Source organism: Cellulophaga sp. F20128, from assembly GCF_023015805.1.
Classification (GTDB): Bacteria; Bacteroidota; Bacteroidia; order Flavobacteriales; family Flavobacteriaceae; genus Cellulophaga.
Genome location: NZ_JALKBA010000002.1, coordinates 228121 through 253588, shown reverse-complemented (window position 1 = coordinate 253588; position 25468 = coordinate 228121). Strand labels below are relative to the sequence as shown.

At 35.2% G+C, this 25468-nt stretch carries 23 protein-coding genes; 8 read left to right on the top strand and 15 right to left on the bottom strand.

Annotated features, from left to right (window positions below):
- Positions 1-54: 54 nt before the first annotated feature.
- The 3 genes from MWU65_RS03195 to MWU65_RS03185 are packed head-to-tail and all read left to right on the top strand — an operon-like array spanning position 55 to position 2585.
- Positions 55-792 carry an ABC transporter permease gene (locus MWU65_RS03195; RefSeq protein ID WP_247075700.1) on the top strand — a complete coding sequence of 246 codons (738 nt, stop codon included), beginning with the start codon at positions 55-57 and terminating at the stop codon, positions 790-792.
- Positions 792-1559, top strand: a complete 768-nt coding sequence (locus tag MWU65_RS03190; RefSeq protein ID WP_247075699.1) for an ATP-binding cassette domain-containing protein — start codon at positions 792-794, stop codon at positions 1557-1559. Before MWU65_RS03195 ends, MWU65_RS03190 begins: the two co-directional genes overlap by 1 nt.
- A gap of 36 nt (positions 1560-1595) precedes the next feature.
- Positions 1596-2585 (top strand): AbiH family protein, encoded by a 990-nt coding sequence (locus tag MWU65_RS03185; protein ID WP_247075697.1) that lies wholly within the window; start codon positions 1596-1598, stop codon positions 2583-2585.
- 71 nt (positions 2586-2656) lie between these two features.
- On the opposite strand, the gene MWU65_RS03180 is transcribed toward MWU65_RS03185, so the two are convergent.
- The 9 genes from MWU65_RS03180 to porV all read right to left on the bottom strand — a co-directional run bounded on the left by MWU65_RS03180 (position 2657) and on the right by porV (position 12118).
- Positions 2657-4135: a DUF389 domain-containing protein gene (locus tag MWU65_RS03180; RefSeq protein ID WP_247075695.1), complete on the bottom strand. Its 1479-nt coding sequence runs from the start codon at positions 4133-4135 to the stop codon at positions 2657-2659.
- 12 nt (positions 4136-4147) lie between these two features.
- Complete coding sequence (locus MWU65_RS03175) at positions 4148-5221, bottom strand: mannose-1-phosphate guanylyltransferase (RefSeq protein WP_247075693.1); 1074 nt, start codon at positions 5219-5221, stop codon at positions 4148-4150.
- Between the two features lie 4 nt (positions 5222-5225).
- A complete protein-coding gene (locus MWU65_RS03170; protein WP_247075903.1) occupies positions 5226-5825 on the bottom strand; it encodes a SprT-like domain-containing protein in 600 nt (199 codons plus the stop codon).
- Between the two features lie 114 nt (positions 5826-5939).
- Entirely contained in the window at positions 5940-6620 is a 681-nt protein-coding gene (locus MWU65_RS03165) for an SDR family oxidoreductase (RefSeq protein WP_247075691.1), read from the bottom strand.
- On the bottom strand, positions 6620-7612 hold the full coding sequence (locus tag MWU65_RS03160; RefSeq protein WP_247075690.1) for a M28 family peptidase: 993 nt from the start codon (positions 7610-7612) through the stop codon (positions 6620-6622). Before MWU65_RS03160 ends, MWU65_RS03165 begins: the two co-directional genes overlap by 1 nt.
- Positions 7613-7693: 81 nt before the next feature.
- Complete coding sequence (locus MWU65_RS03155; protein WP_247075688.1) at positions 7694-9316, bottom strand: pyruvate dehydrogenase complex dihydrolipoamide acetyltransferase; 1623 nt, start codon at positions 9314-9316, stop codon at positions 7694-7696.
- Positions 9317-9319: 3 nt separating this feature from the next.
- Positions 9320-10318 (bottom strand): pyruvate dehydrogenase (acetyl-transferring) E1 component subunit alpha, encoded by a 999-nt coding sequence (gene pdhA, locus MWU65_RS03150; RefSeq protein WP_247075686.1) that lies wholly within the window; start codon positions 10316-10318, stop codon positions 9320-9322.
- A gap of 168 nt (positions 10319-10486) precedes the next feature.
- Positions 10487-10972 carry a cytidine deaminase gene (locus MWU65_RS03145; RefSeq protein WP_247075685.1) on the bottom strand — a complete coding sequence of 162 codons (486 nt, stop codon included), beginning with the start codon at positions 10970-10972 and terminating at the stop codon, positions 10487-10489.
- The gene (porV, locus tag MWU65_RS03140) at positions 10973-12118 is read right to left on the bottom strand and encodes a type IX secretion system outer membrane channel protein PorV (protein WP_247075902.1); all 1146 of its coding nucleotides are present in this window, start codon (positions 12116-12118) and stop codon (positions 10973-10975) included. It lies immediately after the preceding gene.
- A gap of 402 nt (positions 12119-12520) precedes the next feature.
- Here porV and gldJ point away from each other — a divergent pair, with 402 nt between their 5' ends.
- Positions 12521-14185: a gliding motility lipoprotein GldJ gene (gene gldJ, locus MWU65_RS03135; RefSeq protein ID WP_247075683.1), complete on the top strand. Its 1665-nt coding sequence runs from the start codon at positions 12521-12523 to the stop codon at positions 14183-14185.
- A gap of 64 nt (positions 14186-14249) precedes the next feature.
- The gene (gene murF / locus MWU65_RS03130) at positions 14250-15527 is read left to right on the top strand and encodes a UDP-N-acetylmuramoyl-tripeptide--D-alanyl-D-alanine ligase (RefSeq protein ID WP_247075682.1); all 1278 of its coding nucleotides are present in this window, start codon (positions 14250-14252) and stop codon (positions 15525-15527) included.
- 142 nt (positions 15528-15669) lie between these two features.
- Here murF and MWU65_RS03125 read toward each other — a convergent pair whose 3' ends face one another.
- The 5 genes from MWU65_RS03125 to MWU65_RS03105 form a co-directional block, all read right to left on the bottom strand.
- Positions 15670-15975 (bottom strand): hypothetical protein, encoded by a 306-nt coding sequence (locus MWU65_RS03125; protein ID WP_247075681.1) that lies wholly within the window; start codon positions 15973-15975, stop codon positions 15670-15672.
- Positions 15976-15977: 2 nt separating this feature from the next.
- Complete coding sequence (locus MWU65_RS03120; RefSeq protein ID WP_247075679.1) at positions 15978-16952, bottom strand: deoxyhypusine synthase family protein; 975 nt, start codon at positions 16950-16952, stop codon at positions 15978-15980.
- A complete protein-coding gene (gene speB / locus MWU65_RS03115) occupies positions 16942-17886 on the bottom strand; it encodes an agmatinase (protein WP_247075677.1) in 945 nt (314 codons plus the stop codon). The genes MWU65_RS03120 and speB overlap by 11 nt, the downstream gene beginning before the upstream one ends.
- Complete coding sequence (locus MWU65_RS03110) at positions 17873-19273, bottom strand: arginine decarboxylase (RefSeq protein ID WP_247075675.1); 1401 nt, start codon at positions 19271-19273, stop codon at positions 17873-17875. The genes speB and MWU65_RS03110 overlap by 14 nt, the downstream gene beginning before the upstream one ends.
- Before the next feature lie 471 nt (positions 19274-19744).
- Entirely contained in the window at positions 19745-21202 is a 1458-nt protein-coding gene (locus tag MWU65_RS03105) for an arylsulfatase (protein ID WP_247075674.1), read from the bottom strand.
- A 178-nt stretch (positions 21203-21380) separates the two neighbouring features.
- Between MWU65_RS03105 and MWU65_RS03100 the strand changes: the two genes are divergently transcribed.
- Genes MWU65_RS03100 through MWU65_RS03090 form a run of 3 tightly spaced genes read left to right on the top strand, consistent with a single transcriptional unit; the run spans position 21381 to position 24988 of the window.
- On the top strand, positions 21381-22394 hold the full coding sequence (locus MWU65_RS03100) for a zinc-binding alcohol dehydrogenase family protein (RefSeq protein WP_247075672.1): 1014 nt from the start codon (positions 21381-21383) through the stop codon (positions 22392-22394).
- A 9-nt stretch (positions 22395-22403) separates the two neighbouring features.
- Positions 22404-24326: a DUF294 nucleotidyltransferase-like domain-containing protein gene (locus MWU65_RS03095; RefSeq protein WP_247075671.1), complete on the top strand. Its 1923-nt coding sequence runs from the start codon at positions 22404-22406 to the stop codon at positions 24324-24326.
- Positions 24323-24988: a 3'-5' exonuclease gene (locus MWU65_RS03090; protein ID WP_247075669.1), complete on the top strand. Its 666-nt coding sequence runs from the start codon at positions 24323-24325 to the stop codon at positions 24986-24988. Before MWU65_RS03095 ends, MWU65_RS03090 begins: the two co-directional genes overlap by 4 nt.
- Positions 24989-25031: 43 nt before the next feature.
- On the opposite strand, the gene MWU65_RS03085 is transcribed toward MWU65_RS03090, so the two are convergent.
- On the bottom strand, positions 25032-25457 hold the full coding sequence (locus tag MWU65_RS03085; protein ID WP_247075668.1) for a heavy-metal-associated domain-containing protein: 426 nt from the start codon (positions 25455-25457) through the stop codon (positions 25032-25034).
- Positions 25458-25468 lie beyond the last annotated feature (11 nt).

Below are 25468 nucleotides of genomic sequence, written 5' to 3'. Positions count from 1 at the left end.
TGAATGTCAAATGATGGTTAATATTATTATTTTTACAAACAGAAGTCTATTTTTATGAACTACATAGCATCCATTGGCAGTTATTTTATTATGATTAGAGAGCTTTTTAAAAAGCCCACCAAATGGTCCATAATGAAATCGCTAATTTTAAAGGAAATAGACGAATTGGTTTTTGGCTCTTTAGGCATCATCATTTTTATTTCATTTTTCATCGGTGGTGTTGTTACCATACAAACGGCTTTAAATCTCACCAATCCGTTGATTCCTGAAAGTCTTATTGGCTTTGCAGCCAGACAGTCTGTTATCCTAGAATTTGCACCTACCTTTACCTCCATTATTATGGCTGGAAAAGTAGGTTCTTATATCACATCGAGTATAGGAACCATGCGTGTAACAGAGCAGATTGATGCACTAGAAGTTATGGGCGTTAATTCGCTAAACTATCTGGTATTTCCGAAAATCATAGCTTTAATGCTGTATCCTTTTGCCATTGCGATTGCCATGTATGTTGGTATTTTTGGCGGCTGGGTAGCTGGTGTTTTTGGTGGTTTTACTACAAGTGCTAGTTATATTGAAGGGATTCAACTGGATTTTATCCCTTACCATATAACCTACGCATTTATTAAATCTATAATCTTTGCTTTTGTAATCGCAACCATACCATCCTTTCATGGGTACTACATGAAAGGTGGTGCACTAGAAGTAGGGAAGGCTAGCACAACTGCTTTTGTATGGACTAGTGTAGCTATTATTATTTTAAACTATGTATTAACACAATTATTATTAGGATAATGATAGAGGTAAACAACATACACAAGTCCTTTGGCGATTCCCATATTTTAAAAGGGATATCTACGAGTTTTGAAAAAGGAAAAACCAATTTAATCATTGGTCAAAGCGGGTCCGGTAAAACAGTGTTTTTAAAATGTTTATTGGGTCTATTTACTCCAGATGAAGGCACTATAAGTTACAATGGAAACATTTATGACGATTTATCAGCTAGCCAACAAAGAAACTTACGTCAAGAAATGGGCATGGTTTTTCAAGGCAGTGCCTTGTTTGATTCGCTTACCGTAGAAGGCAATGTCATGTTTCCTTTAGAAATGTTCACCAAACAGTCTAAATCCGAAATGCAAGACAGGGTAGACACTGTACTAAAGCGCGTAAACCTAATTGACGCCCATCATAAATTTCCTTCTGAGATATCTGGAGGAATGCAAAAAAGGGTTGCCATAGCTAGGGCAATCGTGATGAATCCTAAATACCTATTTTGCGATGAACCCAACTCGGGCTTAGATCCTAAAACAGCCATATTAATAGACAACCTCATTTTAGAAATCACCAAAGAATACGATATCACTACGGTTATTAATACGCATGATATGAACTCCGTAATGGAGATAGGCGAGAAAATTATCTTCTTAAAAAACGGGCATAAAGAATGGGAAGGCACCAATAAAGAAATCTTTAAGACGGATAATGCAGCGGTAACCGACTTTGTTTACTCTTCGGAGCTATTTAAAAAAGTACGGCAAATGTATATTGAGGAACGGAATTAACTTTGTATTATTTTAAGCTAAACCACATCTAAATATATGAAAATTGTTTACCTACTAGGAAATGGCTTTGATGTAAATCTAAACTTAAAAACAAGATATCCTGATTTCTATCAATACTACAATAACATTGATTCTAAAAGTGAATCTATTTCCAATTTAAAGAAGAGTATTCAAAATGAAGAAAGTTGGGCTGATTTAGAATCCATGTTAGGTGAATACACGCAAGACATAAAATCAACAAATGAATTTATAGAAATTTTTGAGGATATTGGAGACAATTTAGCTGACTACTTAAAAGAAGAGGAAAAAAAAATCGATCTATTAAAAATTGAAAAAGATATTTTTTTTGAATATCTAACTTTTCCTGAGAGGTCACTTTCTGAAGCTCAAAAAAATAAGGTATCTAAACTAAGAACCAAATGGAAAAATCATCATTGGTCTACTTATGTTATCACATTCAATTACACTAACACTTTCGAAAAACTAATTAGAGCAGAAGAAAAATCAATACAAATAGGCACTCATAACGGTCTACCAATAAATTATAATGGAATCCAACATATACATGGATATATAGATAATTCAATGGTGATGGGTGTAAATGACATTTCCCAAATAAAAAATCAAGAATTTCATAATGAGCCTGAAATTTTAAATGCTTTTGTAAAAAGTCAATGCAATCAGGCAATGCAACACACCATTGATGATCAATGCAAACAACACATACTTTCGGCAAACTTGATTTGTATTTATGGTTCTTCCTTAGGAAAAACAGATAAAATCTGGTGGGAAATAATTGGTGAGAGACTAAAAGATGATTGTAATCTTATAATTTTTGAATATACAAATCAAAAATTATCACAAAGAAGAGATTACAAAAGAGAAACCATTCGAGATGGAATTAAAAAATCTTTTCTTGAAAAAACGAATCTAACCAAAAAAGAAAAAGAAGTTGCACATTCCAAGATTTTTGTTGGAATAAATAGAGATCTATTCAACATTATTAAAAATGAAACCAACAAATAAATACAGAATCTAAAGAATTGCAAAGTCCATTCCTAATCATGATTCTCACTAAAAATACTCAAACTTATATTCTACTTATAATTACTCCGTACCTCAATTTTATCATCCTTTAAACGCAACTTTAGCCAAGCAGCTAGCTTTTGTGTATCTGCCGCTAACTTTTCCTTGTTCACTTTTTTTACATCCTTCCAAATAATGTCAAACACAGGAACCGTATCTATCTTTTTAAAATTATTTTTTAGGGTGTATGAAAAATCAATTTCTTGCAAATCTTCATAATTCACCTTTGCTTCATCACTAATTTCAATAAATGGAATTTGTTTTAACGATCTTTTACTCATATCAGAAAGCGCTGTTTCCAAAAAACTAATACGTTCATCTTTAGAAAGTAATTCCGCTTTTTTGCTTTCATACAACTCATTTACATAATTAAACTTCTGTTCAGAATCATCCTTTCCATTTTGAATTATCCGCAACTCTGCTGTTTTTAAATGGTTATTTTCACTTTCATTTTTCTGAGCACGCCATGTATTAATAATGTTTTCCGGGATCAGTTCATCTCCCATACAAACAATTTCAATTTTAGAAGTCCCATCTTTAACATAATCAATGGTTGTTAATTCTTCCAAATACCTTCCTTGATCATTAAACTGATACTTTCCTATAGTATTTTCAATTAAATTATGGGCTTCTTTCATAAAAAGAGACTCTTCAAATACATTCCAAAATGTTATCCCTGCGGGTATCATAACTCCTATAGCGACAACAGAAACTATTCGAGAAATTAAGGTTCTCCGTTGCGAATTCGCATAGCGCACCATAGGGAAACGCAAAAATTTTAAAACTAAAAAGGTTGGTAAGGCTATAAAAATGGTGTTTATGATAAATAAGTACATAGCACCAAGGGCATAGTCTGTATTCCAAATAGCTAATCCGTATCCCACGGTACACAAGGGCGGCATTAAGGCAGTTGCTATGGCTACACCAAAAATTACACTTGCAATGGTTCCTTTTTTTGCCCGAGCTATAACTAAGGCCAGACCCCCAAAAAATGCGATCAACACATCTCGTATGTCTGGAGCTGTCCGAGCTAGCAATTCTGAGGAATCTGTTTTTAACGGAAAGAAGGAGAAAAACAACCAAGCCGTTAAAACACTTAAGACAACCATTACCGCAAAATTCTTTAACGAACGACGCAATGTATCTATATCATTTATTGCCAAGGAAAGTCCAATTCCTAAGATAGGACCCATTAAGGGCGAAATTAACATGGCGCCAATTACAACCGCTGTTGAGTTTGCATTTAAACCCACGGATGCAATAAATATAGAGCAAATTAAAATCCAAGAGGTATGCCCTTTAAAAGGAATATCTGCAATAATGGACGCCTTTGTTGCCTCCTGATCTGTATTATTTCGAATATCTAAAAGCTCTGTCAAAAACTTTTTAACACTGCCCATAAGTCCCTGAAAATCTCTTTTAACATTTTCAGTGGACTCAATTGTATCGTTCTCTGCCAAGTTGTTTTTTTGTTCCGGGTTGTTACTCATAGACCGCTGCTTTTACTTACCAAATTTATCTTTCACTTCATTCAAAATTACCTTTATATCTTGTTCCTTTGCCTTTGGACAAATTAACAACACATCCTCTTTATCTATAACAATATAATCTTTTAATCCATCTATAACTACAATTTTACCTTTTGCCGTCCGGACCATATTACCAGAAGCTTCCCTGCTGAGCAATCTAGCTCCTACAACGGCATTTTCATCTTCAGTTTTTTTAACCTTATCGTACAAGGATCCCCAAGTACCCAGGTCATTCCAATCAAAAGTTGCCGGCAAAACAAATAGGTCCTTAGACTGTTCTAAAATAGCATAATCAATGGATATATTTTCAGCTAAACCATAATTTTTAGCTATAAATCTCGCTTCTTGAGTCGTATTATAGAATCCCATTCCGGCTTCAAACAATCTATACTGTTCCGGTTGATATACTTTAAAAGCCTGTACTATTGCTTTTACACTCCACATAAAAATACCGGCATTCCATAAAAAATTCCCTTGTTCTATAAACCCCTTTGCCGTTTCATAACTTGGTTTTTCTCTAAACTGAGTCACTTTCTTAAGCCTGTTCTCATTTCCATTTTCATACTCTATATACCCAAATCCAGTATTTGGAAAAGTAGGTTTTATACCTAAGGTACAAAGCACCTCTTCCTTTTCACATTTATCAAAACAAAGTTTTACATCTTCAGCAAAGGCTTTTTCATCTTCTATCCAATGATCACTGGGTGCCACAATCATCACCGCATTTGGATTCTGTTTTTGAATTTTTAAGGCTGCATACAAAATACCAGGTGCAGTATTTCGCATAGCTGGCTCAAGAACAACTTGCTCTTGTGTTACCATAGGCAACTGTTCTAGGACCAATTCGTTATAACGCTCATTGGTTAAGATTAAAATATTTTCTGTTGGCACAAACGTATTTAAACGCTGAAATGTTTTCTGAATTAAGGTAGCTCCCGCGCCCAACATATCATGAAATTGTTTGGGGTATTCAGCTGTACTTACCGGCCAAAATCTTGAGCCAATACCACCTGCCATTAAAAAAGCGTAATAATTCTTGTTCTTCATTACATTAATCTGAAATTAATTCTACTTCTGCATTGGGCTGAAAAATATAAATTTTCCCGGTTGAGAGCTCTATACACTCATACCTTTTTACCCTTCTATTCCCTTTTTTAAATAATTTACCATTGTATATTCTAAAAATGCTTCCCAATGGTAATTCAAAAACATAACTTTTATTAGTACCCGCATCAAACTGTTTCAAAGCTAAGGATAATTTAGCATCTGTATCACTACTTGCTTTTGGGTTTTTAAAGTGATTTGCAATTACAGGAAGCACCTTGGATGGAAATATTTCTGGACGAATAAAAGGTAACATTAGCAATTGAAAAGTTTTTTTCCATTCCAATCCATGTGGTTTTATTCCCCTCCCATATTTTTCAAAAGCAACCAAATGAGCAACCTCATGTACCAAAGTAATTAAAAACCTGTATTTATTGAGGGAAGCGTTTACGGTTATTTGATGTAGTCCGTCAGGCAATCTTCTATAATCTCCGTGTCTTGTTACCCGCTGCCCTACAATTTTAAGATGAACGGCATGCTCCTTTATTAAAGAAAAACATGGCTGAACAGCTCTTTCTGGAAGGTATTTTTGAAGGGTTTGCTCCATATCGCAAAAATAGTAGATTCTATAGTCTACAGCTAATAGAAGAACCATAAATTGTTTGTGCTAAAAAAATTACAACAATAGCACTACTACAACAGCTATCCTATAAAAAATTAATTAAGGTGTGCTATTACTTACTTGCAGTAACTTTCCATTGTACATTTTATGCCCAGTCAATGCAAAATTCTGAATATAGGTTGCCATTTCCAAGGCTGTTGTTGGAGCTATATAACCTGGAAAAGCTTCTTCTAACATTTCGGTTTGTACGGCACCCAAGGCGAGCGCGTTAAAAGACGGCCCTGTCTCTTTAAATTCTTCTGCCCATAATTCGGTTAACGTTATTACGGCACCCTTACTAGAGCTGTAAGCCGACAAACCTGGAAACTTAACACTGCCTTGAACACCACCCATAGAACTAATAGTTACAACATGACCGTTTTTAAGCATTTTAGGTACTACAAGTTTGGTAATACTAGCCACACCAAAAACATTAACCTTATAAACTTCTTCAAAATCTTCTGTAGACGTTTCCAAAAAAGGCTTATTGGCTAATTTTCCGGCATTGTTAATTAACACATCTACCTGCTGCCAATTTTCAATTATAAATTCACCCACCTTTTTTAAATCGGATGCTTTTGAAATATCGCAAGACAAGGTGAAAATATTCGGATTTTGCAATTCGGATATTGGCGCTGTTTTTCTAGATAAAGCCAACACCTGATGCCCTTGATTGGCAAATAGTTGTATCAACTCATACCCTATACCCCTACTACAACCGGTTACAATTATATTTGCCATTAGTTATATTTTATTTCCTTGGTTGCTGCATTAGCTATCCCTTCTATAACTGGTACAAACTTATTGATTAGGCTAGCCATATGCTCATAATTCATAAGTTGTGCTTCATCTCCTACTTTGTGGTAATGTTCAAAATTTGTAAAATCAAAGGTAGAATAGGTCTGAGAAGGCACATTAAACACCTGGTGAAAAGGATGGTTGTCTGACCTCATAAAAAGTCTAAACTCACCAGCTTTCGGTAAAAATCCCGCAATTTTTTCACCGGCATAAGTATTACTTATAGCTGCCAGGTTAGAAAGATCATACCCGGTTACATAAGTCAGGTACTCTTTATCTAGCATGGGCAGCCCTACCATTTCAAAATTAAGCATTGCATATAGGTTTAAGTTGCTGGATTTCAACTTTTCTGCCAAATGTTTAGATCCTAATAGTCCCATTTCTTCTGCTGAAAACAAAGCAAAAATAATACTTCTTTTGTTTGTTTTTGCTGTACCAAAATAACGCGCCAATTCCATAACAGTTGCCGTACCAGAAGCATTATCATTAGCCCCATTAGCAATGTTATCATCCCCATTAGCTTTGGCTTTTCCGATATGGTCATAATGCGCTCCTATAATTAGGAATTCTTTTTTTAGTTCCGGATCATTTCCCTCAACAAAACCAACAACATTATAAGCAACTCCTAAGTCTTTTTTAAAATTAGTTAAGGTATCTCTATAGGCGCCAAAGTATGGGCTTACACCATTTGCTTTAAACGCATTGGCTATATAGGTCGCCGCCTCATTAATACCCTCACTGCCAGAAGCACGTCCTTGCAATTCATCTGAAGCTAAGTAACTAACGATTTCATTCACTCCGGCTGGCGTGGCAATATCTTTACTAATTTCCTTGGCTTTTATATTAGAATTTCTAGCTATACCATCTGGTCCTTTTACTTTAACGCCACAACTCTGAACCACGGCAATTAATACGAATAAGAGAATTTTTTTCATTGTTTAATCTTTTGGTAAATATAAAAAAAGCATCTCATTTATTTGAGATGCTTTCTAATTTATAACTATACTTTGCTGCTATTATGCAAGCATGGTAACAGGATTTTCTATAAAGTTTCTCAAGGTCTGTAAAAACTGAGCTCCAACAGCACCATCTACAGTTCTATGGTCACAAGCCAAGGTAAGTTTCATAGTATTACCTACCACAATTTCTCCATTTTTAACAACCGGCTTTTCTACAATCGCACCTACAGATAGTATGGCCGAATTTGGTTGATTTATGATAGAGGTAAATTCTTGAATACCGAACATCCCTAAATTTGACACCGTAAAGGTACTACCTTCCATTTCTGCTGGTGCAATTTTTTTAGATCTAGCCTTACCTGCTAAGTCTTTTACCGTTGCCCCTATGGAAGTTAAACTCATTTGGTCTGCAAATTTAACGACAGGAACTACTAGCCCTTCGTCTACAGATACCGCAACACCAATATGAATGTGTTGGTTGTATCGCGTAACATCATCTTGCCAAGTTGTATTTACTTGTGGGTGCTTTCTAAGGGCCATTGCACAAGCTTTTAATACCATATCATTAAAGGACACCTTAGTGTCTGGCAAGTTATTTATTTGTACTCTGGACGCTTTTGCGTTGTCCATATCCACTTCTATTGTTAGGTAAAAATGGGGAGCAGTAAATTTAGATTTCCCTAAAACCTTAGCAATTACTTTACGCATTGAAGAGTTTTTAACGTCTTCATAACCTTCTTCACCAACAGGAGCAGTTATAACTGGTTTAGTGGTAGCTGCTTCCTCATTAGCCTTTTCTGGCGCCGCGGTAGTTGCAGAGGGCGTATAACCTTCAACATCTTTCTTTACAATTCTTCCGTTATCTCCAGAACCAGTAACATTAGATAAATTGATTCCTTTATCTGATGCAATTTTCTTAGCCAAAGGCGAAGCCAATATACGTTTACCATCAGTAGCTATTGACGCTGTTTCAGCAGTCACTTTTTCCTCTTTCTTTGCTTCTTGTTTTGGAGCTTCTGTTGTAGCTTGAGCTGCTGGAGTAGAACTCCCTGCATTTAGCACAGCATTTACATCTGTTCCTGCTGGGCCTATAATTGCCAAAACTTCATCCACCGGAGAAGATTCTCCTTCTTTTAAACCTACATACAACAAAGTACCAGAATAAAAAGACTCAAATTCCATGGTTGCTTTATCGGTTTCTATTTCAGCAAGAATATCTCCTTCTTCAACAGTATCACCAACATTTTTTAACCAAGTAGCAACAGTACCTTCTTCCATAGTGTCACTAAGGCGTGGCATTTTAATTACCTCTACACCTTCTGGTATCGATCCTCCAGTAGCAACTTCGGCCTCTGGCGCTGTCTTTTTTTCAACATCCTCGTTTTTCTCTTCTACTGCAGCCGCTTTATTACCACCAGATAAATGGGCAGAAATATCTTCCCCTTCTTCTCCAATAATGGCTAATAAAGTATCAACAGGTGCAGTACCTCCTTCTTCAATCCCGATATGCAACAATACACCTTCATTAAAGGACTCAAACTCCATAGTAGCCTTGTCCGTTTCTATTTCTGCAAGAATATCACCTTCTTCAATTTTATCCCCAACATTTTTAAGCCATTTGGCAACGGTACCTTCTTCCATGGTATCGCTTAACCTCGGCATGTTTATTATCTCTGCCATATTCTATAATTTATGTTGTACAAATGGAAAATCTTTTTGCTCATATACCATATCGTATAATTGGCTTGCTGGTGGGTAATCTGATTCGTCAGCAAACTTCTCACATTCATTAACCTTGCGTTTTACTTCTTTTCCTACTTCTGCGATTTGATCATCTGTAGCATATTTATTTTCCTTGATAATAGCTAACACTTGAGAAATAGGATCAATTTTCTTATATTCTTCAACCTCATCCTTAGTTCTATAATGCTGAGCATCAGACATAGAATGTCCTCTATAACGATATGTTTTCATTTCTAAAAATGTTGGTCCGTCTCCAGCTCTTGCTCTTTCCACAGCCTTACTCACTTCTTTAGCAACGGTAACCGGATCCATTCCATCAACAGGACCACAAGGCATTTCATATCCTAAACCTAATTTCCATATTTCTGTAGAATGTGATGTTCTAGCTACTGATGTTCCCATTGCATATCCATTGTTTTCACAAATAAATACCACAGGTAATTTCCAAAGCATAGCCAAGTTAAACGTTTCGTGTAAAGAACCTTGCCTTACAGCTCCATCACCCATATAACATAAAGTTACTGCATTACTACCAGCGTATTTATCTCCAAATGCCAAACCAGCCCCTAAAGGTATTTGCCCTCCTACAATGCCGTGACCACCATAAAAACGATGCTCCTTAGAAAAAATATGCATAGAACCTCCCATTCCCTTAGAAGTACCTGTTACCTTACCATAAAGTTCGGCCATTACCCTTTTTGGATCTACACCCATTCCAATGGGTTGTACGTGATTTCGATATGCAGTTATCATTTTATCCTTGGTAAGATCCATTGCATGTAATGAACCTGCTAAAACAGCTTCTTGACCATTATACAAGTGTAGGAATCCCCTAACTTTTTGTTGAATGTAAACAGCAGCAAGCTTATCCTCAAACTTTCTCCAGAATAACATATCCTTATACCAATTAAGGTAAACTTCTTTGGTTATTTTTTTCATTTAAAACTATTTTAAAAAAAGGCTGATTTTACAGCGAAACAAAAATACACATTAAATTCACTACCAAAAAAAAAATGACAAAAAAGCACAGCCCATATCCATTTTGTTTTTTCAAATTGAATTTAAGGCAAAAAAAAGGAATAAAAAAAATATAATTCGCAACAAAAGTTACTCTAAGAAAGAATTGCTAAATGCTAACGGTAAAATATCGGCAATAGAATCGCATTTATAAACGGCCCCCAGCTCCCCCATCAACAATAAGGTTACAGATTGCTTTTGTTTTTGCTCGTATTCTATCATTGCCTGCCTACAACTACCACAGGGTGCTGCCGGATTTGATACTTGATAGTTTTTGGAAGTTGCCGAAATGGCCACGGATACAATTTTTACATTTGGGTAAATGGCACCCGCTTGAAAAATAGCAACTCTTTCTGCACATAAGCCTGCAGGAAAAGATGCGTTTTCTTGATTGTTCCCTAAAACAGTTTTACCATTGGCTAAAAGGACTGCTGCCCCGACTGAAAAATTAGAATAAGGTGCATATGCATTTTTACGAGCCTCAACAGCTTTTAACATAAGTGTTTTATCTGTTTGAGATAGCTCCGTTATTGAGTCATAAACAGATACTTCAATAGCTAGTTTTTTTTTCTTCATCTAATCGTTAAAGAATTCTTCACCTAAATTAAATGTAAGTGAAAAACGCAATGTATTTTCTAATGGATTTTTAATTTTAGAGGTTGAGAATAAATAAGACAAGTCTACTTGCGTAGCTTTAAATTTAAAACCTGCTCCTAACGAAAAGAATTTACGGGCTCCCTTTAATTCATTTTCATTAAAATATCCTGCACGCATCATAAACGCATTTTGATACGAATATTCCGCTCCCAATGCCCAAGTTACTTCTTTTAACTCTTCCCCAAATCCGTCTGGAGCATCATTAAAAGAATCAAATACCCCTTCCAAAAAGCTTATTTGCTGGTAACGTTCGTTATCTTGGCTATCGATCTGACCGTCCTCATTAAAGTCTTGTGGTGTTGGCACTAACAGTTTATTAAATTCTGTTGTCAATGAAAGCACATTATCCTGATCTAAAATAAAATCAAAACCAACTCCCAATTTTAAGTTTGCCGGTAAAAAATTTTCTTGCCCCCCTTGATCATATGCAATTTTACTTCCTAAATTAGAAATATTAAAACCTGCACGCCACCTACCATCATAATTGTTATATGCTATTTCGGGCGAATAATAAAAACCAGAAACATCAACAGCAAATGCCGTAGCAGCCTTAGAGTCTACACTAGGGTCTAAAGGGAATTTAAGATTAGAACTTATGAATCTACCACTTACTGCCATAGAAAACTGTCTGGACAGTTTTAATGAATAAGCACCTTCTAATACAAATTCATTTGGTTTTACCGTAGTACCTTCTTCATCTATTGTTTGTCGTAACTCTACTTCTCCTAGGCCAAAATATCGCAGCCCAAAAGCAAAGGCGCTTCTATCATTTAGCTTATTAAAGTAATTCGCATTCAGCAAAGCTACATCTGTTACAATATTTTCAAGATAAGGAGTGTAACTAATTCCAAATCCCATTTTCCGTTCAGCAAATGCGTACTTCGCCGCATTCCATTGTAAGGAATAGGCATCTGCAGAGGTGGCAACCCCCATATCCCCCATACCCGCCGATCTTGCGTCTGCTGCTATATTTAAAAAAGGAACGGCTGTTGTAATGGATCTATTCTCCTGAGCTGTAGCGCTGTAAACTGATACAAGAAGTAGTAATACTAGTGTTTTTTTCATCATCATTTTATAAGGTTCAGTTCTTTATAAGCTTTCGCGTACAAATATCATAACATTTAAATTAACGTACTTTTTTATAATATCTTATATATAAGGAAGTTTATTTTTAAATTAAATGTGCAAGTATACTTATTTCACCTAATCAATTAAACTCCTGCACAGCTATTTTGGAAGTACCAATAAAATTTAATTAAAAGAATTTAACCCATTGATACTATTCTATTATTTGTGGCGTTATAGATTTGTTAAGCTCTGCATTATGGGTATTTCGGTTTTTTTTAACAGAAACAAAATAATCTTTAAAAAATATCGTTTTAATAGCCGATAGTAAGTAAAGTTTAAAATGAAAAAAAATATTATTGCTGTAGAATAGCAGTAAAATATAGAACTCAAGTCTTAATTATGAAAAAACAATTCATTAAAGTTGTACTCTCGTGTGCTGTTGTTGTAAGTAGCATTACCAGTTGTAAAAAATCATCTTCATCTAAAGATGTATCTCGTGCTACGGGTTGGAAAATTAATGCCAAGGAAGGTGGTTTTCAACACAACTCAGATTTTAAGGAACAAGTAACTGCTCCTGGTCTTGTGTTTATAGAAGGAGGTACATTTACAAAAGGTAAGGTACAGGATGATGTAATGCATGATTGGAACAATACACCTACCCAACAACATGTTCAGTCGTTCTATATGGATGAAACCGAGGTTACAAACAAAATGTATTTACAATTTTTAGATTACTTAAAATCTGTTTACCCTCCAGAAAATCCAAAATATGCCAACATTTATGTAGGTGCTTTACCGGATACGCTAGTATGGAGAAATAGACTTGGTTTTAACGAAACTATGACCAATAACTATTTAAGACATCCTGGATACGCTGAATACCCAGTAGTTGGTGTAAATTGGGTGCAAGCCACGCAATTTGCTGAATGGCGTACAGATCGTGTAAATGAATTAATGTTAGAAAAAGAAGGCTATTTAGATTCGGAAGCAAAATACAAAGCCTTAAGTGGAGAAACAGAAGGTACCTTTAGTACGGAAGCCTACTTAAACAGACCAGAATCTGTTTATGGTGGACAAATTGATTCTTTACAAGGAAAAATGCAAAAAGATTCTATTTCTGTTTTCGCAAAGCGAAGTAGTGGGGTTATTTTACCGGAATACAGGTTACCTACGGAGACAGAATGGGAGTATGCAGCACAAGCAAATGCTGGTACTAGAGAATACAATAACTATAGAGGAAGAAAAAAATATCCTTGGGAAGGCGATTACACTCGAAACGGACAACGTGTTGGTAGAGGTGATCAATTAGCAAACTTTAAACAAGGCAAGGGTGATTATGGCGGAATAGCTGGCTGGTCTGATGATGGAGCAGATATCACCAATGCAGTGATGTCATACAAACCAAATGACCTAGGTCTTTATGATATGGCTGGTAACGTATCAGAATGGGTTGCTGATGTTTACAGACCCATTGTAGATGATGAAATAAGTGATTTCAACTATTACAGAGGTAACATTTATATGAAACCTGCCATTGGCGAAGATGGAAAAGTTAATATCCTTAGAGATTCTGTTGTTTACGACACGCTACCTAACGGTAAAATAGTTGCTGTTAACTTACCAGGGGAAATTAAAATGGTTGCTGTAGATGAAAAAGAAACATACCTAAGAACCAATTTCTCTTCAAGTGACAATAGAGGCTACAGAGATGGTGAACCAGGATCTACACGATTTTATGATAAATTTAATGAGGCCGATGGGGACGAACAAAACAAAAAATCAATGTACAACTCTCCGAACAACAAAATAGAAAGAGATAGTGTTGGAAAATTTGTTAGAAATTATGATAAATCTAACTTTAGAACTTCGTTAATTAACAATGAGGTAAGAGTATACAAAGGTGGTTCTTGGAGAGATCGCGCATACTGGCTAGACCCTGCACAACGTAGATACCAACCACAATATATGGCTACAGATGACATCGGATTTAGATGTGCTATGTCTAGAGTTGGTTCTAAATCTAAAAGTAAAAACAAAACGGCTAGAGGTAAAAAAGTAAAATAAACAAATCGAATTATATTTTTAAAAGACTGCTCAAAAGAGCAGTCTTTTTTTTTATATTCGCTTTATGACAATAGCTCAAATTCATCAATTATTTTTAAAATATCCTACTGTATGTACGGATACGCGAAAAATTACAAAGAACTGTATATTTTTTGCCCTTAAAGGCGATAATTTTAATGGCAATAGTTATGCAGAAGACGCCATAAAAAAAGGAGCTGCTTATGCCATTATAGATGACGAAAAATTTGCTACTTCAAATAAGTTTATTGTAGTTAAGGATGTATTACATACCCTACAACAAGTAGGTAAGCTTCACAGACATCATTGTTCTGCAAGGGTCATTGGATTAACCGGTAGTAACGGCAAGACAACTACTAAAGAACTGCTTAAGGCTGTTATTCAAAAGAAATACAATACCATTGCCACTATTGGCAACCTCAACAACCATATTGGTGTTCCATTAACCTTATTATCTATACAAGAAGATACAGAAATTGCCATTGTAGAAATGGGTGCCAACCACCTAGAAGAAATTGAATTTTTATGCAATTTAGCCCAACCTGATTATGGCTACATTACCAATTTTGGAAAAGCACATTTAGAAGGTTTTGGCAGCACCGAAGGTGTTATTCAAGGCAAAAGTGAATTATACAATTACCTTATAGCAAACAACAAGCATATTTTCTTAAATGCAGACGACCCAATTCAAGAAAACAAGCTTGGTAATTATATAAAAAAAACAGGGTTTAGCACAAGCAATGAACACGATTTCAAAATAGAGTTCGTAGGTGCGGACCCTTTCGTTACCTTGAATCTAAGAGGTACTCGAATAACTTCTAATTTAATTGGTTCCTATAACTTTACCAATTGTTGCGCAGCCATTGTAATGGGTATCTATTTTAATATTGAATTGCCAAAAATTAAAGAAGCCATAGAAGGTTACACGCCACAAAACAACAGATCCCAATTACTAGAACACAAAGGCTATAAAATTATCCTAGACGCCTATAATGCTAACCCCACTAGTATGGCTGCTGCCCTAGATAATTTTAAGGCGATGAAAGACAAGCATAAAATTGTGTTTTTAGGAGATATGTTTGAATTGGGGAATTCTGCAGTTGAAGAACACCAAAATATTGCAGAGCTCGCTGCCAAAATGAATTTTTCAGCCACCTTTTTAATAGGTGAAAACTTTTCCAAAACAAAAACAACAGCCCTAAAACTAACTACCTTGAATGACCTTAAGTTTTATCTAAAAGAACACCCTATACAACCTTTAAGTACACTACTAATAAAAGGCTCCAGAGGAATGTCTTTGGAACGTATATTAGAATTGGTATAAAAAAACCTCTCTTTTGATAAGAGAGGTTTGTTACTTATTATTTAGAATACGTTTACCCAAATTGTCCATGACAATTAGAAAAATCTACTTGTGATAAACACCTAAAACACCCAATATTCCATTTGCTATAGGTATGTGATCACTAATCTTCATCTTCTTCTGCCTCTACATCTACATCGGGGATAGCATCCGGATCGTCATCATCAAAATCTTCATAATCATCCTCGTCATAATTAGCCATAGTTACTTCTAACTTTGCACTAATCTTCACCAAATACTTGGTATCGTCAGTCAAGACCTCAACGGCTTCTATACGTTCACCTTTGGCGTTATAAAAACTGATAATGTTTAAATCGTCATAACCATCAGGATATCGCTCTACCAACAGCCGTAAAACTTCAGGTGTTAGTTTTTTAAAATCTACTATTACTCTCTTTAAATTATCCATGGTTACATATCTAAAAGGTAGGCAAAAATAAGCGGGGCAACAATGGTTGCATCACTCTCTATTATAAATTTAGGCGTATCGATATCCAATTTACCCCAGGTAATTTTTTCATTAGGTACGGCACCAGAATAAGACCCATAACTCGTTGTTGAATCACTAATTTGACAAAAATAACTCCAGAATGGAGTTTCTGGCCGTTCCATATCTTGATATAGCATAGGCACCACGCAAATTGGAAAATCTCCGGCAATACCACCACCTATTTGAAAAAATCCAATTCCATTTTTTGAATTGTCGGTATACCAATCGGCCAAGAATGTCATGTATTCTATTCCCGATTTCATGGTCGTAGCTTTTAACTGTCCTTTTAGCACATAGGATGCAAAAATATTCCCCATTGTACTATCTTCCCAACCCGGGCAAATAATTGGTAAATTTTTCTCTGCCGCAGCATACATCCAAGAGTCTTTTAAGTCTATTTCATAATATTCTTCTAACACTCCTGACAATAACATTTTGTACATATATTCATGCGGTAGATAACGTTCCCCTGCATCATCTGCATCTTTCCAAATTTTGTAAATATGCTTTTGTAATCTTCTAAATGCCTCTTCTTCAGGAATGCAAGTATCAGTAACCCTGTTTAGTCCTTTTTCTAACAAATCCCATTCGTCTTGTGCAGTAAGATCTCTATAATTAGGCACACGCTTGTAGTGCGAATGCGCAACAAGATTCATAATATCCTCTTCTAAGTTTGCCCCAGTACACGATATTATTTGAACTTTATCTTGGCGAATCATTTCAGCAAAAATCTTACCAATCTCAGCGGTACTCATTGCACCTGCCAAAGAAACTAACATTTTAGAACCTTTATTTAGCTGCTCTTCGTATCCTTTTGCGGCATCTACTAAGGCTGCCGAATTAAAATGCAAATAATATTTTTCTATAAAATTAGATATAGCTCCTTTAGTCTTCATCTTCTTCAAATTTTGAAATGTTAGAATTTCCTGATTTAAGATCTACATCATAGGTATTGTCGTATGTTTCATCTATACTTTGCCCCATAAACTTGTAGCTCAACATTTTATAATACAACTTGGCTGCTAAAAAATCTGATGATTTATCCACGGCATTAGGACACAACTCAACAATATCAAAACCTACCACATTTTTTTCTTCAAACACTTGTTTTAAAAATTCTAGTGTCTCGTACCAAAACAAGCCTCCTGGCTCTGGCGTTCCTGTAGAAGGCATAATAGACGGATCTAAAGCATCCAAATCGAAGGTAATAAATACATTTTCGGTCATTAGATCAACCACTTTATCCACCCAATATTCATCCGTAGACATATCATGCGCAAAGAAAGTTTTTTCTTCATCCATATAGGTTTTCTCAATCACATCCATACTGCGGATACCCACTTGTATTAAATTGGTATGCTGACTAGCCTCATGCACGGCACAAGCGTGATTGAATTTTGTGCCATCGTAGGATTCTCTTAAATCTGCATGTGCATCGATATGCAATACCGTTAGATTAGAAAAACACTCATTAAAGGCTCTTATAGTCCCTATGGAAACAGAATGTTCACCTCCAAACAACGTCACAAACTTATTTCGCTTGATATACTGTTTTGTAGTTTTATGAACTTCATTCACCATAGCTTCGGGTGAACTGTCTTCTGTTATTGCGTCTGCAAGATATATCCCTTGTTGATATGGTTCTGTTGCTGTTTCAATATCGTACAACTCCATATTTTCCGAAGCCTTTAAAAAAGCTTCTGGACCTTTATCTGCTCCTTTTCCCCATGTGCTTGTTCCGTCATAAGGAACAGGGATTAAAATTACTTTTGCTGTTTCCAATTGCGCAAACTGGTCTGGAATGCCTGCGTAATTATTAGTTGTGCTCATATCCTAAAATTTTAAGCAGATCTTCTGCCTTTTGTTGTTCACTAAATAATTTGGTTGTTATATTTCCTTCTGAATCTTTGTCTATTAACACATGCTTTGGATGGGGAATTAAACAGTGCTGCAGTCCTCCAAAACCACCTATACTTTCTTGATATGCCCCTGTATTAAAAAATCCAATATACAAGGGTTTATCTTTTTTATACTTTGGCAGGTAAATAGCATTCGTATTTTGTTCGCTATTGTAATAATCATCACTATCACAAGTTAATCCGCCTAATAAAACCCTTTCATATTCATCTTCCCATCTATTTATAGGCAACATAATAAATCTTTTATTGATGGCCCAAGTATCTGGTAAAGTTGTTATAAAAGAGGAATCTATCATATTCCACTTTTCCCTATCGTTTTGCTGTTTCTGATATAATATCTCATAAATAGCACCGCCACTTTCACCTACTGTAAAACTACCAAATTCTGTAAATATATGTGGCACATCAACATCTGCCTCTTGACAGGTTAAATTAATTTGATTAATTATCTCATCTATAATATACTGATAATCATAATCAAATGCCAAGGAGTTTTTTATAGGAAAGCCACCTCCAATATTTAAACTATCTAAAGAAGGACATATTTTCTTTAGTTTCACATAAACCCTTAAGCATTTCAAAAGTTCATTCCAGTAATACGCATTGTCTTTTATTCCGGTATTAATGAAAAAATGCAACATTTTTAACTGCACCTTGTCATTATCTTTTATCTGATTTTCGTAAAAAGGGACAATATTTTTGTAACCAATACCCAATCGAGACGTATAAAACTCAAATTTAGGTTCTTCCTCCGAAGCAATACGGATGCCTACTTTATAATCATCTGTTATTTTTTCCGACAACAAATCTATTTCTTCATAATTATCTATAATTGGAATACAATTACGATGGCCTTCATTAATTAACCTAGCAATATTTGTTATGTATTGCTCCCTTTTAAATCCATTACAAATTATATAGGTATCGTCTTTAATTTTGCCATCTATTTTTAGTTTTTCAATGATGTTTATATCAAAGGCAGATGACGTTTCAATATGAATATTATTTTTTAAAGCTTCATGCAACACATGCTCAAAATGAGAGCTTTTTGTACAATAGCAATAATGATACTTTCCCTTATAGTTATGATTCTTTATTGCCTCTTCAAACCAATCCTTGGCCCTTTTAATATTTTCAGATATCTTAGGTAAATAGGTAAATTTCAATGGACTACCATAATCATCAATAAGCTTTTTAAGCGGTATATCATGAAACAATAGGTTTTCTCCATCTAACTTAAATTCTTCTTGCGGAAAATCGTAAGTCTGATCAATTAGATTAATATATTTATTATTCATTAAATTTTAGTTCTGTTTTAATTAAATTTTAAACACCACCATAATATAGTGTTTTTTACAACGTATCCTTTACGAAATTAAATTTAACTATTACACAATTATTTGACGCTCCGTGGTTGGCACGAAGAAATAGTCATGCTGACTGCTGACTATAGGAGAGTTACCGGAAGTTAACTTTAAAATTCGGTTGCTTATCTTATAAGTTGTTTCAGGGTACGACTTCCCAATTCCCAAAAACCCGAATATAAAAACAGTATACATTTATGCTCAGCGATACGCTAATTTACCAAACTTATCTTTTGAAGTTTGACAAGACAAATGAAAACAAAAAAAACGAAAAAACTAATAATCAAAGAAAAAAAATAAAACCCTTTGATAAAATATTTTTTTATCCTGTCTTTAACCCCTTTAATTATTAGCTTTTGTGACTAGTTCTCATTCCTATCAATGTGGATTATATATCTTAAATGACTACCAATTTATTTCGGAAGGCACACTAGCTTCCTGAAAAATAGTCTCCATTTCTGCAATAATATCCGGATGTTGCCCGGCAACATCAGTTGTCTCTCCTAGGTCTTCATTTAAATTGTACAACTGTATTGGAGCATTTGGGTTTTTCTTTAGATTGTACTTTACTGCTTTCCAATCTCCTTTTCGAACAGCTCTTCGGCCTCCCCCTTCATAAAATTCCCAATACAAATAATCATGATTAATTTGAACAGCATCTGTTTTAATTAAAGTTGGTAAAAATGAAATTCCGTCTAAATCCTTTGGTATTTCTATCCCAGCAATATCTGAAAAAGTTGGAAAAACATCCCAAAAAGCAGAGATGTGGTCTGTTCTTGTATTAGCCGCAATTTGGCCAGGCCACTTCACAATCATAGGTACCCGAATTCCACCCTCATACAAATCGCGTTTATACCCTCTTAAAGGCCCATTACTCTCAAAATAATCAGGGTCTGCACCACCTTCTTTATGCGGTCCATTGTCTGATGTAAAGACAATGATAGTATTGTCCGTTAAGCCCAATTCTTCAAGTTTAGCTACAATTTCCCCAACCTGATCATCTAACAAATTAATCATTCCTGCAAAGGCTGCATGGGATTCTGACTGAGACTCATAAGGGCCATTTCTATAATTTGGACCATCATCTACACCCTTGTAATTTTTTTCGGGGAGTAACTTGCCCTTGTATTTGTTGTGATATGCTTCGGGAACAACCAATTCTGCATGTGGAATTATGGAAGGCACATACGCAAAAAAGGGTTTATCCTTATTGTCTTCAATAAATTTTAAGGTCTGTTGATGAATCAAAATTGGAGCATAAGCTCCTTTTTTCTGACCGGCATTTTCAGGAATCACAATAGAATCGTTATTAGACCATAAATGTCTAGGATAATAATTATGCCCCAACCTTTGACAGTTGTATCCATAAAAAACATCGAAGCCTTGATTTATTGGATCGCCTTCTGAACCCGGAAAACCAAGACCCCATTTCCCAAAAGCCCCCGTGGTATACCCTGCATTTTTTAACGATTCTGCCAATGTAAATGTTTCATCAGGAATTGGTTGTTGCCCTTCTGGTTTTATTTCTTTATTTCCTCTTATATAGGTGTGTCCTGTATGTAAACCAGTCATTAAGACCGACCGAGAGGGAGCACAAACCGTACTTCCAGAATAGTGTTGTGTAAACAACATTCCTTTAGTAGCCAGAGCGTCTATATTTGGTGTAGTAAATTTCTGTTGCCCATAGCTACTTAAGTCTCCATACCCTAAATCATCAGCAAGGATATAAATAATATTAGGTTGAGTAGTACCCCTATTTTCTGATGACGTTGCATTTTCAGCATCCTCATTCTTTTTATCGAACTTACAAGAACTAAGGCTAACTGTGGCTAATAATATTCCTAAAAAAAACTTCAATTTCATATCTATTCTATTAAGCCATGAAAATAGAACTATAAAAGTATGAAGTCAATATTTTTATAAACTTTATATAAATAAATAACAAACCTTAGCAAGAAAATTAATTCTCTCACATACATTAGCAATATTAAATTGAAAAGATTATTTTCCATTTCAATATTTCCTAATTCAAGAATAACACATGAAAACTATCTCCATAAAAAGCCCAAGAATTGTAGCCGTCACCACAAGAGAAATAACAGCTCCCAAGGGTTCTGAAGTAACTTTAAAGTTAAACTACATCGGCATTTGCGGCTCAGACCTAAGTACTTATATGGGTAAAAATCCATTAATTGCTTACCCTAGAGTACCCGGACATGAAATAAGTGCTGAAATCTCAGCTGTAGGGGATAATGTTCCCGAAGCCTATGAATTGGGTAAAAAAGTTACTGTAATTCCGTATACAAGCTGTGGCAGCTGTGCTTCCTGCAAAAGAGGAAGAACAAACGCTTGTAAATACAATGAGACGCTTGGCATTCAAAGGGATGGGGCTATGTGTGAATTTTTCAATGTTCCGTATCAAAAAATTCTATTTGCAGATGGGTTAACCGACATGGAACTCGCGTTAGTAGAACCATTAACTGTTGGTTTTCACGCCATTGAAAGAGGAAATGTTACCGACTCTGACAGCGTTATGGTATTAGGTTGTGGAATGATAGGCGCTGGTGCCATCATACGAAGTGCCCTCCGTGGTGCTAAGGTTATTGCAGTTGATATAGACGACCGAAAATTAAAAACTGCCAAATCTTTAGGAGCCACACACACTCTTAACGCATTAGATCCAAAATTTAGTGAAAAACTAGAAGAATTAACTCATAATTTAGGCCCAGATGTTGTTATTGAAGCTGCCGGAAATACAAATACTTATCAAACAGCAATCAAAGAAGTCGCCTTTACAGGAAGGGTTGTTTGCATAGGCTACGCTGGTGAGGACATCTCCTTGCCAACAAAACTATTTGTTCAAAAAGAAATAGATATACGCGGTTCTAGAAATGCAACAATGGCCGACTTTGAAGCGGTAATAGGGTATATGCAAAACAATAAAGGAACAGAAAAACTAATTACTAAAATAATTACCCCTGAAGAGGCTCATGAAGCGCTGGAGTATTGGTCTAAAAACCCGGGTGAGATTATGAAATTAATGATACAATTTTAGGTTAACCATATGAAAAACACTATTTCTTTTAGAGTAGCAGACTTTCTCAAAAACTACCCTCCTTTTAATGAATTGACTATAGATGAGTTACAAGACTTATCAACCCAAATATCTATTATCTATAAAGAAAAAGATGCAAAAATATTCAGTGAGAACGATCCACAACATCCTCATTTTTACATTATACATAAGGGCGCAATTTCACTTCGAAAAAAACCTAAAAACAATATTGTAGACATCTGTGATGAAGGTGATATTTTTGGTTTGCGCCCCTTAATTGCTAATGAAAACTACAAAATGGATGCTGTAGCACATGAAGAAAGCATACTATACGCTATACCCATTGATATCTTTAAACCTTACGCAAAAAACAACAGGGAAGTAGGGAATTTTTTAATTGAAAGTTTTGCATCCAATACCAGAAACCCCTATTCTAAAAGTCATAGAGGAACTCTTTATGGCGAATCAGGAGGCACAGAACCTTTTAATCCAAGTGCAGAATTATTGGACTTGCAACCTGTAAAATACACCAAAAACATTATTAGTTGCTCTCCAAACACCCAAGCAAAACAAGTTGCGGCTACCATGACGCTTAAAAATGTGGGTGCCATTTTGGTTGTAGAAAACAAACTTCCTATTGGAATTATAACAGATAAGGATTTACGAAATAAAATTGTTTCTGGCAAACTACCCATAACAGCTCCTGCCCATCAAATAATGACTACTCCCGTTATTACTTATCCCAAAAAATTAACAATTACACAGGCACAAATGGCCATGATAAAAAGCAGTATTAGTCATTTGTGTATTACCAAGGACGGTACGCCAAACTCTAAGGCCATAGGGATCTTATCTAAACATGATGTTATGGTGGCTGTAGGCAATAACCCCACTGTTTTAATCAAAGCCATAAAAAGAGCAAAAAGGACGAAGGAAATAAAACAAATTAGAAAAGGGATAACAATGTTACTCACAGGATATTTAGAACAAAACATTCCAATGACCCTAATTTCTAAAATAATTTCTGAGTTAAACGATACTTGCATAAAACAAGTAATAAAGATTTCATTGTCTAAAATTGAAACACCACCCCCGGTGAATTTTACTTGGCTTTCATTAGGTAGCCAAGGAAGAAGCGAGCAATTATTACAAACAGACCAAGATAATGCCCTCATATTTGAAGATGTAGCAGACTCCAAACTGGATGAAACCCGTAACTATTTTTTAAAATTAGCCAGCCAAGTAACAAAACGACTCAATGTCATAGGATATGAATTTTGTCCTGCAGAAATGATGGCTTCTAACCCCAGTTGGTGTTTAAGCTTAAGTGAATGGAAAACAAATGTGAACAATTGGATAACCAACCCGGGGCCAGATGAAGTCTTGTTGTCATCCATCTTTTTTGATTTTAATATTACCTATGGCAAGCCAGAATTAGCCTCTAATTTATCTGATTATATATTTGAAACTGTAAAAAACTACCCTAATTTCTTTTTACATTTGGCCAGTGGTGCCCTACAGAACCCATCACCAACAAGCTTTTTTAGACAATTTTTAGTAGAACAAGATGGTGCACACAAAGACTTTTTTGATGTAAAAAGAAGAGCTTTAATGCCATTAACAGATGCCGCCAGGGTATTAATATTATCTCATTCCATAAAGTATATCAACAATACCACAGAACGCTTTGAAAAATTAGCAGAACTAGAACCGAATAATGTGGAAATATTCATGGCGGGTTCGTACGCCTATAAAGCACTTTTAAAGTTTAGAACAAGACAAGGCTTGGCTCACAATGACTCTGGCAGGTATATATCACTAGACAAATTATCTAAGGAAGAGAAAATAAAACTTAAGAGAACCTTCAAAACCATTAAAGAAATGCAAGATCTCATCTATATTCGGTTCAATGTCTCAAATTTATTAAGATGATAGATTTCTTTAAAAAAAAAGAATCAAATCTTCCTGATTTTTGGAAGAATTACGAAGCCACTTTCAGTAAAAATGCAATTGAGAATATCGAAGACATCACCTTTGTTGTCCTAGACACAGAAACTACGGGCCTAGACTATTATACAGACCGTATGCTTTGCATAGGTGCTTTAAAGTTGCATAAAAACGTTATAAAAATAGATTCTACCTTCGAAATTTTTATAAAACAAGAACATTACAACCGAGAGACTGCACAAATTCATGGGATTCTAAAAAACGGAAAAACAGAACGGATTACAGAATTAGAAGCGATAAAATTATTTTTAGTTTATTTAGAAAATAGCATCATCATTGCGCATCATGCCCATTTTGACATCACCATTTTTAATAAAGCATTGCACAGGAATAACTTGCCAAAGTTAAAAAACAAAGTATTGGATACTTCCACCTTGTACAAAAAGACCCTCATAAAATCGAACCTTCTGAACAGAAAAGAGCATTATAGTCTGGATGAATTAACTGATAAATTCAATATTTCTAAAAAAGACCGGCACACAGCTTTAGGCGATGCCTACATAACAGCAATTGCCTTTCTAAAAATTTTAAACAAATTAAAGGAGAAGAAAAAATTAACAGTACAACAACTATTAAGGCTTGGGTAAACTATAGCTACTTATTTCTTCTCCTTATAATTCTAGTACTATTTTAGTGATCTGCCTTTACTTCACCAGACTGATTCATCTTCATTGCATGGTCATATTTGCAACAACCAGGCAACCCATTATACGCTTCTTCATTGCCGGCTACTTTTTCAGTATCATAACCTGAAGCAGCAATGGCCGTGTGTAATGCCATTTCATCTGCCTTAGAATCGTCAAAGGATACAACAATTTTCTTCTTGTCCTTGTCCCAGTCGGCATTGGTTACCCCTTCTACACTAGTCACCGCTTTTTCAATGGTTGCTTTACACATCCCACAATTACCTCTAACCCCAAACGTTGTGTTAGCCATTGCCATTTCTTTTGAAACTTCAGGAGTATTTGTAGCCTCTGATTCTTTTTTGACTTCATTTTTACAGCTAGTTAACCCCAAAATTGCAATTACCGCCACGCTTAAAATTACTTTTTTCATTGTTTAAAAAT